13 protein-coding genes are annotated in these 13,164 nt (G+C 73.1%); 1 reads left to right on the top strand and 12 read right to left on the bottom strand.

Annotated features, from left to right (window positions below):
- Nucleotides 1–19: 19 nt before the first annotated feature.
- The 4 genes from tatA to BUB17_RS04145 all read right to left on the bottom strand — a co-directional run bounded on the left by tatA (nucleotide 20) and on the right by BUB17_RS04145 (nucleotide 2,644).
- Nucleotides 20–346 (bottom strand): Sec-independent protein translocase subunit TatA, encoded by a 327-nt coding sequence (gene tatA / locus BUB17_RS04160; RefSeq protein WP_072913897.1) that lies wholly within the window; start codon nucleotides 344–346, stop codon nucleotides 20–22.
- A gap of 87 nt (nucleotides 347–433) precedes the next feature.
- Nucleotides 434–628: a hypothetical protein gene (locus tag BUB17_RS04155; RefSeq protein ID WP_072913895.1), complete on the bottom strand. Its 195-nt coding sequence runs from the start codon at nucleotides 626–628 to the stop codon at nucleotides 434–436.
- 10 nt (nucleotides 629–638) lie between these two features.
- Nucleotides 639–1,664: a helix-turn-helix transcriptional regulator gene (locus BUB17_RS04150; RefSeq protein ID WP_072913892.1), complete on the bottom strand. Its 1,026-nt coding sequence runs from the start codon at nucleotides 1,662–1,664 to the stop codon at nucleotides 639–641.
- Nucleotides 1,661–2,644 (bottom strand): helix-turn-helix transcriptional regulator, encoded by a 984-nt coding sequence (locus BUB17_RS04145; protein WP_072913889.1) that lies wholly within the window; start codon nucleotides 2,642–2,644, stop codon nucleotides 1,661–1,663. The genes BUB17_RS04150 and BUB17_RS04145 overlap by 4 nt, the downstream gene beginning before the upstream one ends.
- Before the next feature lie 158 nt (nucleotides 2,645–2,802).
- Between BUB17_RS04145 and BUB17_RS04140 the strand changes: the two genes are divergently transcribed.
- Nucleotides 2,803–3,915, top strand: a complete 1,113-nt coding sequence (locus BUB17_RS04140) for a DUF3866 family protein (protein WP_072913886.1) — start codon at nucleotides 2,803–2,805, stop codon at nucleotides 3,913–3,915.
- Nucleotides 3,916–4,107: 192 nt separating this feature from the next.
- Here the strand turns inward: BUB17_RS04140 and pafA are convergent, their stop codons facing one another.
- The 8 genes from pafA to BUB17_RS04100 form a co-directional block, all read right to left on the bottom strand.
- Nucleotides 4,108–5,466 (bottom strand): Pup--protein ligase, encoded by a 1,359-nt coding sequence (pafA, locus tag BUB17_RS04135; RefSeq protein ID WP_072913883.1) that lies wholly within the window; start codon nucleotides 5,464–5,466, stop codon nucleotides 4,108–4,110.
- Between the two features lie 222 nt (nucleotides 5,467–5,688).
- Nucleotides 5,689–6,552, bottom strand: coding sequence for a proteasome subunit alpha (prcA, locus tag BUB17_RS04130; protein ID WP_072913881.1), 864 nt, complete (start codon nucleotides 6,550–6,552; stop codon nucleotides 5,689–5,691).
- Between the two features lie 4 nt (nucleotides 6,553–6,556).
- Complete coding sequence (gene prcB / locus BUB17_RS04125) at nucleotides 6,557–7,399, bottom strand: proteasome subunit beta (protein WP_083606014.1); 843 nt, start codon at nucleotides 7,397–7,399, stop codon at nucleotides 6,557–6,559.
- Nucleotides 7,400–7,542: 143 nt separating this feature from the next.
- A complete protein-coding gene (locus tag BUB17_RS27650) occupies nucleotides 7,543–7,926 on the bottom strand; it encodes an endonuclease VII domain-containing protein (RefSeq protein WP_072913878.1) in 384 nt (127 codons plus the stop codon).
- Between the two features lie 365 nt (nucleotides 7,927–8,291).
- Complete coding sequence (locus tag BUB17_RS04115; protein ID WP_072913874.1) at nucleotides 8,292–8,501, bottom strand: ubiquitin-like protein Pup; 210 nt, start codon at nucleotides 8,499–8,501, stop codon at nucleotides 8,292–8,294.
- A 102-nt stretch (nucleotides 8,502–8,603) separates the two neighbouring features.
- A complete protein-coding gene (gene dop, locus BUB17_RS04110; RefSeq protein ID WP_072913871.1) occupies nucleotides 8,604–10,109 on the bottom strand; it encodes a depupylase/deamidase Dop in 1,506 nt (501 codons plus the stop codon).
- Between the two features lie 142 nt (nucleotides 10,110–10,251).
- Complete coding sequence (gene arc, locus BUB17_RS04105) at nucleotides 10,252–11,976, bottom strand: proteasome ATPase (RefSeq protein WP_244276898.1); 1,725 nt, start codon at nucleotides 11,974–11,976, stop codon at nucleotides 10,252–10,254.
- Nucleotides 11,977–12,214: 238 nt separating this feature from the next.
- On the bottom strand, nucleotides 12,215–13,156 hold the full coding sequence (locus BUB17_RS04100; protein WP_072913865.1) for a tRNA (adenine-N1)-methyltransferase: 942 nt from the start codon (nucleotides 13,154–13,156) through the stop codon (nucleotides 12,215–12,217).
- Nucleotides 13,157–13,164 lie beyond the last annotated feature (8 nt).

Genomic DNA, 13,164 nt, shown 5'->3' with positions numbered 1-13,164 from the left:
GTGGTGCCGGGGAGGAGGGTCAGCGGGTGCTGTCGGCCGGGCCGGCCTGGGTGGCGCGGGCCCGCAGCTCGGCGGCCCGGGCCTCCGCGGCGCGCGCCTCGGCCTCGAGGGCCTCGCGCTCCCGGTCGGCGGCGGTCGCCGGCGGCAGGACCTCGCCGCGCACCGGGGAGGTCCTGGCGGCGTCCTTGCTGCGGACGTCGTCGTCCTTCATGCCCTTCATCTCGCCCTTGAAGATGCGCAGCGAGCGGCCCAGCGAGCGCGAGGCGTCCGGCAGCTTCTTGTAACCGAAGAGCAGCAGGATGGCCAGGATGATCAGGCCGATCTCCAGCGGGCCGAGTCCGGCCATGTCGTCCTCCAGGTCAGCAGGTGGCGTCGTCGATGCTACGTGCCGGCAGGCGTCCTGCCGCCCCCGAAACGGGGGGGGACCGGCCGGTCAGGAGGGGCGCTGGACCTCCGCCGCTCGGGCGGCGGTGGCCTGCGCCTCGGTGAGCAGCGGGCGGACCTCCCGCTCGAACGCCGCGACCTCCCGGCGCAGCCGGCCGGCCGCGCCGAGCACCCCGTACACCAGCGCGCCCAGCACGACGACGGCGAGGACGGCGACGGCGATCCACACGACGGTCAGCGGCACGGGCCCGACCCTAGTCGCCGGAGGTGGACGGCAGCTGTCCCTCGGCTGCCTGCCCCTCGGCTGCCTGCCCCTCGGCTGCATAGCGGCCGAGCGCGGCCCGGGCGTCGGCGGCGACGGCCGCGGCCAGCTCGGCCGGCTCGTCGACGGTGGCGGCTCCGCCGAGGGAGGCCACCAGCCGCCGGGCCCACGCCATGTCGGCGGTGCGCAGCGCGACCGCGAGGCCGCCGGGCGGGTCCGGCACCTCGCGGACGTCCTCGACCGGGTAGTACTCGGCCACCCAGCGGGCGGTGCGGGCCAGCCGCAGCCGCACCACCGGCGAGCCCGGCTCGGGCTGGTAGAGCCCGTTGTCGACGTCGCGCAGCGGCACCCCCGGCGGGGGCGCGGACGGCTGGTCGAGGACCTCGACGTCGTCGATCCGGTCCAGCCGGAACAGCCGGACACCGCCGACCTCCCGGGACCAGGCCTCCAGGTACCAGCGGCCGTCGACCAGCAGCAGCCGCAGCGGGTCGACGGTGCGCTCGGTCCGCTCGTCGCGGGTGGGCACGTAGTAGTGCAGGTGCAGCGCCCGCCCGCGCTCCAGGCCCTCCCGGACGACGGCCAGCGCCTGCTCCTTGGCGTCGACCGACAGCGCCACCGGCGTTCCCCCCTGCGTGGCGTGCCCGGCGGCGGCCGAGACCTTGGCCAGCGCGCGGCTGACCGCCTCCCGCTCGGCCAGGCCGGGCAGCTCGAGCAGGGTGCGCAGCGCGACGACCAGGGCGACGGCCTCGTCGGTGGTCAGCCGCAGCGGGCGGACCATGCCGGCGGTGAAGGTGACCCGCACCCGGTCGCCCTCGAAGGCCAGGTCGATGAGGTCCCCGGGACCGTAGCCGGGCAGTCCGCACATCCACAGCAGCTCCATGTCGCGGCGCAGCTGCCGCTCGGGGACGCCGAAGTCGCGGGCCACCTCGGCCAGCGGTACCCCCTCGGGGCGGGCGGTGAGGTACGGGACCAGCGAGAGCAGCCGGGTCATGCGCTCGGTGGTCGTGGGGGCGCTCATGCCGCCCCCTCCGGCGCCATCGCGGCCAGGCGGGTCAGCCGCTCGACGACCGCCGCGCGCACCGCGGCCGGGGCCTCGACGACGACGTCGGCCCCGTAGGAGGCGATCTCGCCGGCCAGCCGCATCGGCTCGGTGGTGCGCACCTCCAGCCGGTCGTCCCCGTCCTCGGCCGGGCCGAGCGGAACGGCGTGCCGGCGCAGCCCCACCGCGGTGCCGGGTCGGGCCCGCACCACGACGAGCTGCTCCTCCCCCCGCGACTGCCCGGCGACCATCGCCGCCAGGTCGACGTCCTCCGGCGGCTCGAAGGCCCCCGCCGGGCCGGTGGCCTTCGGGGTGCCCACGACACGGGAGAGCCGGAAGACCCGCGGCGCCTGCCGGTCGAGGTCCAGCCCGCCGAGGTACCAGCGGCCGTGCCAGGCGACGACGCCCCAGGGCTGCACGCGCCGGCGGGTGGGGGCGTCCTCGTCGGGACGGCGGTAGTCGAAGGTCAGCACCCGGCGGTCGCGCGCCGCGGCGTAGCAGGGCTCGAAGGCCGGCTCGTCGGAGTCGAGCCGTGGGCGCAGCGGGATCGCCCGCGAGGTGTCCACGTCCACCCCGGCGGCCTTGAGCTTGACAAGCGCGCTCTGCGCGGCCCCGGCCAGCTGCGCGGACTCCCACAGCCGCAGCGCCAGGCCCACCGCGGCGGCCTCCTCGCCGGTGAGGGTGATCTCGGGCAGCTCGTAGTTCGCGCGGGCGATGCGGTAGCCGTCCTCGGTGTCGAAGACGCTGGTGCGGCCGGTCTCCAGCGGCACGCCCATCTCGCGCAGCTCGGCCTTGTCCCGCTCGAACATCCGCTTGAACGCCTCGTCGGCGCGGGCGGTGCCGTCGTCGGGCTCGTAACCGGGCACGGTGGCCCGGATCTTCGCCGCGGTCACGTACTGCCGAGTGCCGAGCAGGGCGATGACGAGGTTCACCAGCCGCTCCGCCCGCTTCGCCGCCACACGCCCAGGCTAGTTGACGGACCCGCTGCCCCCCGCCATGGCAGGCCCCCGTCCTCCCCACCCCTCGCGAGCTCGGGGCGGGACCCGGGACGGGGCCGCGCGGCGGGACCCTGCAGGGGGCCGGGCGATCCGGGAGCGGCGCTGGCTAGCCTGCGCGGGTGGGGGAACGCGGAACGACGCAGCAGCGGATCCGGTGGCGACGGGGCACGGTGACCGCCCTGGGGCGGGCCTGGCGGGACGCCCAGGAGCTCACCGCCGAGGTCGACGGCGACGGCCAGGTGCAGGCGCTGGCGCACCCCTCGCTGGTCGGCGTCCCGGAGGTCGGCGACACCGTGCTGCTCAACACCACGGCCTGGGCGCAGCGGCTGGGCACCGGCGGCTACGCGCTCGTGGTTGCCGTCCCCGACCGGCTGCCGCCGGACCCCAGCGGACCCGGCCACCTGGTCAAGGCCCGCTACACGCCGCTGCAGGTCAGCGTGCAGGGCGTCGACGAGCAGGACACCGAGCACCACCGCACCATCGCCGACGCCGAGGACCTCGCCGGGATGCCGGTCGTCGTCGCCGATCTGCACTCGGCGCTGCCGGCCGCGCTCATCGGCGTGCTGGCCACCGACCCCGACCTGAGGGTCGCCTACGTCATGACCGACGGCGGCGCGCTGGTCGCCGGCTTCTCCCGCACGCTGTCGTCGCTGGCGTCGTCCCTGGCCGGGGTGGTCACCGTGGGGCAGGCCTTCGGCGGCGACCTGGAGGCGGTCACCCTGCACACCGGGCTGCTCGCCGCGAAGCACGTGCTCGGCGCCGACGTGGCGATCGTCAGCCAGGGGCCGGGCAACCTCGGCACCGGGACGCCGTGGGGCTTCTCCGGGGTGGCCGCCGGCGAGGCGTGCAACGCGGTCACCGTGCTCGGCGGGTTGCCGGTCGGGGCGCTGCGCATCTCCGACGCCGACCCGCGGCCGCGGCACCGCGGGGTCTCCCACCACTCGCTGACCGCGTTCGGCCGGGTCGCGCTGGGCGGGGTGACGCTGGTGGCGCCGCGCGGGCTGGGCTCGGAGCTGGGCAGCCAGGTCGAGGAGGACCTCGCCGGGCAACCGGAGCGCAACCGGGTGGTGTGGATGGACGTCGACGGGCTGGAGGAGGCCCTGGGCCTGTCCCCCGTGCCGCTGTCGACGATGGGCCGCAGCTTCCCCGAGGAGCGCGCCTACTTCCTGGCCGCGGCGGCCGCCGGCCGCTACGCCGCGCTGCAGGTCCCGCTCCCCGACGACGAGGCCTGAGCACCCGGTCGGCCTACCGGCCTCCACCGCGGCCAGGCCTGAGCACCCGGTCGGCCTACCGGCCTCCACCGCGGCCAGGCCTGAGCACCCGGTCGGCCTACCGGCCTCCACCGCGGCCAGGAACCGTTTCCGGTCGCGCTGAGCCCCGCCGACGCACCCTTCGCGGACCCCTCCGGGGCCCACTCGGGCACGTCACATCGACGCGATGAGCTTGTCGACGCGCTCGTCGACGGCCTTGAACGGGTCCTTGCACAGCACGGTGCGCTGCGCCTGGTCGTTGAGCTTGAGGTGCACCCAGTCGACGGTGAAGTCGCGGCGCTTCTCCTGCGCCCGGCGGATGAACTCCCCGCGCAGCCGGGCCCGGGTGGTCTGCGGGGGCACGTTCTTGGCCTCGAACACCCGCGGCTCGTGGGCCACCCGGTCGACCTGGTTGTTGCGCTCCAGCAGGTAGTACAGCCCGCGGGTGCGGCTGATGTCGTGGTAGGCCAGATCCATCTGGGCGATCCGCGGAGAGCTCATCGGCAGGTCCCGCTTGGCCCGGTAGCGCTCGATCAGCTGGTACTTGGTGGCCCAGTCGATCTCCCGGTCGATCAGCGACAGGTCGCCGGTGTCGACGGCCTTGAGCACCCGCCCCCACAGCTCGAGCATCTGCCGGTGCACCGGGCCGAAGCCCTCCCGGTCGACGAACTCCGCGGCGCGGGAGTGGTACTCCGACTGGATCTCCAGCGCCGACATCTCCCGGCCGTTGGCCAGCCGCACCTTGCGCCGTCCGGTCATGTCGTGGCTGATCTCGCGGATGGCGCGGATCGGGTTCTCCAGCGTCATGTCCCGGATCGGCACCCCGGCCTCGATCATCCGCAGCACCAGGTCGGTGACGGCGACCTTGAGCAGCGTCGTCGTCTCGTTCATGTTCGAGTCCCCGACGATGACGTGCAGCCGGCGGTAGCGCTCGGCGTCGGCGTGCGGCTCGTCGCGGGTGTTGATGATCGGCCGGGAGCGGGTGGTCGCCGAGGAGACGCCCTCCCAGATGTGCTCGGCGCGCTGGCTGATGCAGTAGATCGCCCCGCGCGGGGTCTGCAGCACCTTGCCCGCGCCGACGACGATCTGCCGGCTGACCAGGAAGGGGATCAGCACGTCGGCCAGCCGGCTGAACTCCCCGTGCCGGCCCACCAGGTAGTTCTCGTGGCAGCCGTAGCTGTTGCCGGCGGAGTCGGTGTTGTTCTTGAACAGGTAGATGTCGCCGGTGACGCCCTCCTCGGCCAGCCGCTGCTCGGCGTCGACCAGCAGCCCCTCCAGGATCCGCTCGCCGGCCTTGTCGTGCACGACCAGCTCGGACAGGTCGTCGCACTCCGCGGTGGCGTACTCGGGGTGGCTGCCCACGTCCAGGTACAGCCGGGAGCCGTTGCGCAGGAAGACGTTCGAGCTGCGCCCCCACGACACCACGCGGCGGAACAGGTAGCGGGCGACCTCGTCCGGGGACAGCCGGCGCTGGCCACGGAAGGTGCACGTCACGCCGTACTCGGTCTCGATGCCGAAGATCCGTCGTTCCACGGACCGAGCCTAGGCGCCGATGGCGACAGCGGGCGGCTGGCGCGCACGCCCGGGGTGGGCTCAGGCACCGGAGGGGCGGACCCGGTCCGCGGGACCAGCGGCACCGGCACGACGCCGGGCGCGGCCCGACGAGGCCGCGCCGACCTGCACGCAGGCGAGCGCCTCGGTGGTGGCGGTGGGGTCGCCCCACCCCGGGGCCGGCAGGCGGCGGGTCGGCCCGGGTCAGGTGGTGGGTGCCTCTCCCCCGCTGCCCGCCGTCCCCCCGGTGTCCGGCGCGCCGGGGTCGCCGAGCCCGGCCGGGGCGCCCGGCTGGGGCGTGCTCGGCGCGTGCGCGGCGGTGTGCGGCTCCTCGCCGGTGACGGCCGCGGCATCCTCCTGCCGGTCGAGCAGCGGGCGCAGCGCGGCATCGGTGATCCGGCGGAAGGCCCGCTTGGGCCGCCGCCGGTCGAGGACCGCGACCTCGAGCTGCTCGGCGGTGAGCAGGGCGGGGCCGCCGTTGCCGGCGCTGGTGGCGGGGCTGACCGCCGACAGGGCCTGGACGCCGACCCGCAGCGCCTCGGCCAGCCCCATGCCGGGCAGGAAGTGCTCGCGCAGGTTCGCGCTGACCGCCTCGGCCTGGCCGCCCATGACGACGAAGTCCGGCTCGTCGACGACCGACCCGTCGAAGGTCAGCCGGTAGAGCTGGTCGGTCTCCGGGGTCTCGCCCACCTCGGCGACGCACAGCTCGACCTCGAAGGGCTTCATCTGCTGGGTGAAGACCTCACCCAGGGTCTGCGCGTAGGCGTTGGCGATGACCCGGCCGGTGACGTCGCGGCGGTTGTAGGAGTAGCCGCGGACGTCGGCCAGCCGCACGCCGGCCACCCGCAGGCTCTCGAACTCGCTGTAACGGCCGACGGCGGCGAAGCCGATCCGGTCGTAGAGCTCGCCGACCTTGTGCAGCGTCGAGCTGGGGTTCTCGGCGATGAACAGCACGCCGTCGGCGTAGGTGACGACGGCGACGCTGCGGCCGCGGGAGATGCCCTTGCGGGCGTACTCCGACTTGTCCCGCATCAGCTGCTCGGGCGAGGCGTAGTACGGCATCGTCATGGCGTCAGCCCTGCCCGTCCGCGGCGGACCGCTCGTCGATGATGCCGGTGGCGACGGCGGCGATCTCGTCGTCGCCGAGCCGGACCGCGCCCTCGGCGTCGACCCGGTAGACGATCGGGTACAGCCGGCGCACCGGGTCGGGGCCGCCGGTCGCGGAGTCGTCGTCGGCGGCGTCGTAGAGCGCCTCGACCAGGCTGCGGGTGGCGGCGTCGCCGTCCAGGTCCGGCCGCCAGGTCTTCTTCAGCGAGTTGCGGGCGAACAGCGAACCGGAGCCGACGGCGGAGTAGCCGCGCTCCTCGTAGTTCCCGCCGGTGACGTCGTAGCTGAAGATCCGCCCGGGGGCGGCGCCCGGGGCGGCGTCGAGGTCGAAGCCGGCGAACAGCGGGACGACGGCCAGGCCCTGCAGCGCGGCGCCGAGGTTGCCGCGGATCATCTGGGCCAGCCGGTTGGCCTTGCCGTCGAGGGAGAGCGTGAGGCCCTCGATCTTCTCGTAGTGCTCCAACTCGACCTGGTACAGCCGGACCATCTCGATGGCGATGCCGGCCGCGCCGGCGATGCCGATGACCGACCAGGCGTCGGCCGGGTAGACCTTCTCGATGTCCCGGCTGGAGATCAGGTTGCCCATGGTTGCCCGCCGGTCGCCGCCCATGAGGACGCCGCCGTCGTAGGTGACCGAGACGATCGTGGTGCCGTGCGGCGTGACGTTCCCGACCGGGATCTGCGGCACCGGACGGCGGCCCGGCAGCAGGTCGGGCGCCGCCACCGCCAAGAAGTCGGTGAACGAGGACCCCACCCGGTCCAGATACGCGGGCGTGAACCCGCTCCGGCCAGCCGAGTACTCGCTCACCCATCCGCCTCTCGCCCGCGTGCCGGTGTCTCCCGTGCGCCTGTTCGCGACCCTACCGGCGACCCGGACCGGTGGCTGTCCGGTGCCAGGGCGAACAGCGTGCCGCCTCGACACGGGAGCGGGCCGAGGCGATCGCCCGACGCTCAATCGCCCACGTGCATCGCCTTCCAGCGGGCGAACCCATGGCTGCACCGCCGGTCACGCGCGACGCCAGGCCGGCGCTGGCCGGACGCCTTCCCGGCCTCCGGCCGGTTGTTGACGGATCGCAGCAGGGCGCGGTGTCGCTCGACGTAGTCAGCGGCCACGCGGAGCACCTCGGGGTCGTCCTTGAACTGTCCGAGCCCGCCGTTGCAGTTGAAGCACAGCAACTCGCGAACCCCGCCCGTGTCGTGGTCGTGGTCGACGTGCTCCGCTGCTGCGACGCCGCAGATGGCGCAGAGGCCGCCCTGCGCTGCCAGCATCGCGTCCGCATCGGCGGCGGTGATCCCGTATCGCTTCTTGAGGTGGTACGTCCGCGAGCCGCCCACCTTATCCCTCGACGACTTCCCTCGGAGGTTGTGGCACGGCTTGCAGTACGGAGCCCGACCCGAAGGGAGGCCTGCATTGCGGACGAACCCGTCGAGAGGCTTCACCGTCGCGCAGTCGGGACACCACTTGTGGCCAGGAGGCACTTGGACGTCTCGGGCAAAGCGATGCGTCGGCGGACCACCGCGCTTGGCGTCCTGCGACCGCCGCAATCGTAGCCGTGCGTGCGTCTTGCAGTAGAACGCCAAGCCGTCCACCCGCCGACGATCCTTGGTGAACTCGCTCGCCGGTCGAGCCTCGCCGCAATCGCGACAGTATTTCTGGACAGCCATTGCGTCTGCCGTTTTCTAACCCACAGAGGGAATGTCTATTGCCCTCCCTTTTGTACATAACTACGCACGAATTCCTCCGAATTCTCCTCCAATACCTCGTCGATCTCGTCGAGGATGGAGTCGAGGTCCTCGGTGACCTCCTTGTGGCGCTCGGCGACCTCGGTGTCGACCGACGCCTCGACCTCGTCGGTCTCCTCCCGGCTGCGCGTCGAGCGCTGCTGACCGCCGCTGTCCCTCGTGGCCATGGGTTCCTCCAGGTGCAGGTCGTGGCTGGTGCCCTGTGACGGGTGCCTGGTGCTGAAGTTACCCGTGGGCTGCGACGAACGGAGGCCGACCGACCGGCGTGGTCAGCCGCCGGTGATGGTGTCGACGAGCTCCTGCGCCGAGGACGTCGACTCGAACAGCGCGCCGACGTGGTCCCGAGTGCCCCGCAGCGGCTCCATGGTCGGGATGCGGACCAGGTTCTCCCGGCCGAGGTCGAAGACCACCGAGTCCCACGACGCCGCGGCCACCTGGGCCGGATAGCGGCGCAGGCACTCCCCGCGGAAGAAGGCCCGGGTGTCCGACGGGGGGTGCACCATCGCCTGCGTCACCTCGTCGTCGGTCAGCATCCGCCGCATCGACCCGCGCGACACCAGCCGGTGGTACAGCCCCTTCTCCGGCCGCACGTCGGAGTACTGCAGGTCCACCAGGTGCAGGCGGGAGTCCCCCCACGCGAGGCCGTCGCGGGAGCGGTAGCCCTCCAGCAGCCGCAGCTTCGCCGGCCAGTCCAGCCGGTCGGCGCAGCGCATCGGGTCGACGGCCAGGTCCTCGAGCACCTCGGCCCACCGGCGCAGCACGTCGGCGGACTGGCCGTCGTCCTCCCCGTGCCGGTCGACGTGCCGCTGCGCCATCTCCAGGTAGGTCTGCTGCACCTCCAGCGCCGTCATCCGGCGCCCGTCGCGCAGCCGCACCCGGTGGGTCAGCGACGGGTCGTGGCTGATCGCCTGCAGCTCCGCGACCGGCTCCTCGAGGGAGAGGTCCCGGGTCAGGGTGCGCGCCTCGATCATGTCCAGCACCAGCGACGTCGTCCCGACCTTCAGGTAGGTGGACAGCTCGGCGAGGTTGGCGTCACCGATGATCACGTGCAGTCGGCGGTACTTGTCGGCGTCGGCGTGCGGCTCGTCGCGGGTGTTGATGATCGGCCGCTTGAGCGTCGTCTCCAGCCCCACCTCGACCTCGAAGAAGTCCGCGCGCTGGGAGAGCTGGAAGCCCTGCGTGCGGCTCTCGGTGCCGATGCCCACGCGCCCCGAGCCGGCCACCACCTGGCGGGTCACGAAGAAGGGGATGAGCCCGCGGATGATGTCGAGGAACGGCGTCCGCCGGTCCATCAGGTAGTTCTCGTGCGCGCCGTAGGACGCGCCCTTGCCGTCGGTGTTGTTCTTGTACAGCTGGATCGGCTGGGTGCCCGGGACGCGCGCGGCCCGCCGGGCTGCCTCGGCCATCACCTGCTCCCCCGCCTTGTCCCACAGGACGACGTCGCGCGGGTTGGTGACCTCCGGCGTCGAGTACTCCGGGTGCGCGTGGTCGACGTAGAGGCGGGCCCCGTTGGTCAGGATGACGTTGGCCATCCCCGAGTCCTCCTCCAGGTCGTTGTGGTCCAGCGCCTGGGCCGGGGACAGGTCGAAGCCGCGGGCGTCGCGCAGCGGCGACTCCTCCTCGAAGTCCCAGCGCGGCCGGCGGGGCGTGGGCGCCTCGGCCACCGCCCAGGCGTTCACCACCTGGCTCGACAACGTCGTCGGGTTCGCCGTCGGCTGCCCGGGCACCGAGATGCCGTACTCGACCTCGGTGCCCATGACCCGCCGCACGCCCATGCCGCCACCCTAGGCGTCCCTGACGACGCCGTCCGCAGACGGGCGGACAGCCGCCACTGCGCCCGTCACCGGCAGCGACATCGGCGGTCTCGCACGGCTGCGGCCGCAGCACGTGCGAGACCGCCGATCCCGCCGGGACGAGCTACAGGTACTGGCCGGTGTTGGTCGCGGTGTCGATCGCCCGACCGCTGTCGGCGCCCTTGCCGCTGATGAGCGTGCGGATGTAGACGATCCGCTCGCCCTTCTTGCCCGAGATCCGCGCCCAGTCGTCGGGGTTGGTGGTGTTGGGCAGGTCCTCGTTCTCCTTGAACTCGTCGACGCAGGCCTGCATCAGGTGGCCGACCCGCAGGCCGGCGGCGCCGGTCTCCAGCCGCTCCTTGATGGCCATCTTCTTGGCGCGGTCGACGATGTTCTGCAGCATCGCCCCGGAGTTGAAGTCCCTGAAGTACAGGACCTCCTTGTCACCGTTGGCGTAGGTCACCTCGAGGAAGCGATTCTCCTCGCTCTCGGTGTACATCCGCTCGACGGTGCGCTGGATCATCCCGGCCACCGTGGCCTCGCGGCTGTTGCCGTGCTCGGCGAGGTCGTCGGGGTGCAACGGCAGCGTGGTCGTCAGGTACTTGCTGAAGATGTCGCGGGCGGCCTCCGCGTCCGGCCGCTCGATCTTGATCTTCACGTCCAGGCGGCCGGGCCGCAGGATCGCCGGGTCGATCATGTCCTCGCGGTTGGAGGCGCCGATGACGATGACGTTCTCCAGCCCCTCCACGCCGTCGATCTCGCTGAGCAGCTGGGGGACGATCGTGCTCTCGACGTCCGAGGAGACCCCGGACCCGCGGGTGCGGAAGATCGAATCCATCTCGTCGAAGAAGACGATCACCGGCGTGCCCTCGCCGGCCTTCTCGCGGGCCCGCTGGAAGACCAGCCGGATGTGCCGCTCGGTCTCGCCGACGTACTTGTTGAGCAGCTCGGGACCCTTGATGTTGAGGAAGTAGGACTTCGCCTGCCCCTCCCCCTTCACCGCGGAGACCTTCTTGGCCAGCGAGTTGGCCACCGCCTTGGCGATGAGCGTCTTCCCGCAGCCGGGCGGGCCGTAGAGCAGGATGCCCTTCGGCGGGCGCAGCTCGTACTCGCGGAACAGGTCGGCGTGCAGGAACGGCAGCTCGACGGCGTCGCGGATCTGCTCGATCTGCCGGGACAGGCCACCGATGTCGCCGTAGTCGATGTCGGGGACCTCCTCGAGCACGAGCTCCTCGACCTCGCTCTTGGGGATCCGCTCGTAGGCGTAGCCCGAGCGGGTCTCCAGCAGCAACGAGTCGCCGCTGCGCAGCGGCTGGTCGGTGAGGGAGTCGGCGAGGTGGACGACGCGCTCCTCGTCGGTGTGCCCGATGACCAGCGCGCGCGGCGCCTCGCCCTCGACCGGCTCAAGCAGCTCCTTGAGCATGACGACGTCGCCGGCACGCTCGAAGCCGCACGCCTCGACGACGTTCATCGCCTCGTTGAGCATGACCTCCTGGCCGTGCTGGAGGTCGACGACCTCCACGGCCGGGGAGACCGAGACGCGCAGCTTGCGGCCGCCGGTGAAGACGTCGACCGTGCCGTCGTCGTGCCCGGTGAGGAAGACGCCGTAGCCCGACGGCGGCTGGCCGAGCCGGTCGACCTCCTCCTTGAGCGTGACCAGCTGGTCGCGGGCGTCGCGCAGCGTGCCGGCGAGCTTGTCGTTGCGCTCGGACAGGAAGGCCGCGCGACCCTCCGCCTCCGCCACCCGCTCCTCCAGCAGCCGCAGCTGGCGGGGGCTCTCCGCCACCTTGCGGCGCAGCAGGCCGATCTCCTCCTCCAGGTAGGAGATCTGGCTGAGCAGCGCCGTCACGTCACGCTCCCGCCGCGCCCTGAACTCGTCGGGACCATTGCCAAGACCGGGGCCCATCGCGCACCTCCGACAGATCGGGAGAGCCAGGACGCAAATCTATACACGCGCGGCGACAGTGCGCCCGGGGCTCGCGCAGGGCCGCCCCGCTGCACGGCCCCGTCCCGGGTCCCGCCCCGAGCCTGCGAGGGGCGGGGAGGACGGGGTCCCTACTCCGAGCGGTGGGGGCAGCGGGGTCTACCTACTTCTGTGCCCGCCGCTGGCGCAGCGGGGCCACGACGCCCTCGGCCAGCCGCCGCGCGGTGACCAGGAAGGCGGTGTGCGCGACCATCCGGTGCTCGGGGCGGACGGCGAGACCGACCGCGTGCCACGGCCGCAGCAGCGACTCCCAGGCGTGCGGCTCGGTCCACACGCCCTGCGCCCGCAGCGCCTCGACGTAGGTGGACAGCTGCGTGGTCGTGGCGACGTAGCCGACGAGCACGCCCCCGGGGCGCAGCGCGGCGGCCACGGCGGGCAGCACCGCCCACGGCTCCAGCATGTCCAGCACGACCCGGTCCACGACCTCCTCGGCCGGGTGCTGGTCCAGGTCGCCGAGCCGCAGCGACCAGGTCGCCGGCACCTCGCCGAAGAAGGCGCCGACGTTGGCGCGGGCGACGTCGGCGAAGTCCTCCCGGCGCTCGTAGCTGGTGACGCGGCCGTGCTCGCCCACCGCGCGCAGCAGCGAGCAGGTCAGCGCCCCGGACCCGGCGCCGGCCTCGAGCACCCGCATGCCGGGGCCGATGTCGCCGAAGCCGACGATCTGGGCGGCGTCCTTGGGGTAGATGACCTGGGCGCCCCGGGGCATGGAGAGGACGAAGTCGGCCAGCAGCGGCCGGAACGCCAGGTAGCCGGTGTTCGCCGTCGAGTGGACGACGGAGCCCTCCGGCGCGCCGATGAGGTCGTCGTGCGCGATCGCGCCGCGGTGGGTGTGGAAGAGCTTGCCGGGCTCGAGGACGACGGTGTGCAGCCGGCCCTTGGGGTCGGTGAGCTGCACCCGGTCCCCGGCGACGAAGGCCCCTGCGACCGCAGCAGGACCCTCCTGCCCCCCACCGCTCGCACGCTCGCGGCGGGACCCTGCACGAGGGCCGTTCCCGTTGGTGGCCTCGTCGAGGATCGGCTCGTCGGTGTGCTGCTGCGCGTCCACGGGCGGCC

It is taken from the genome of Geodermatophilus obscurus (genome assembly GCF_900143215.1).
In the GTDB taxonomy this organism is placed as follows: domain Bacteria; phylum Actinomycetota; class Actinomycetes; order Mycobacteriales; family Geodermatophilaceae; genus Geodermatophilus; species Geodermatophilus obscurus_A.
The sequence above is the reverse complement of the archived record's forward strand: the minus strand, read 5'-3'. Positions and strand labels throughout refer to the sequence as shown.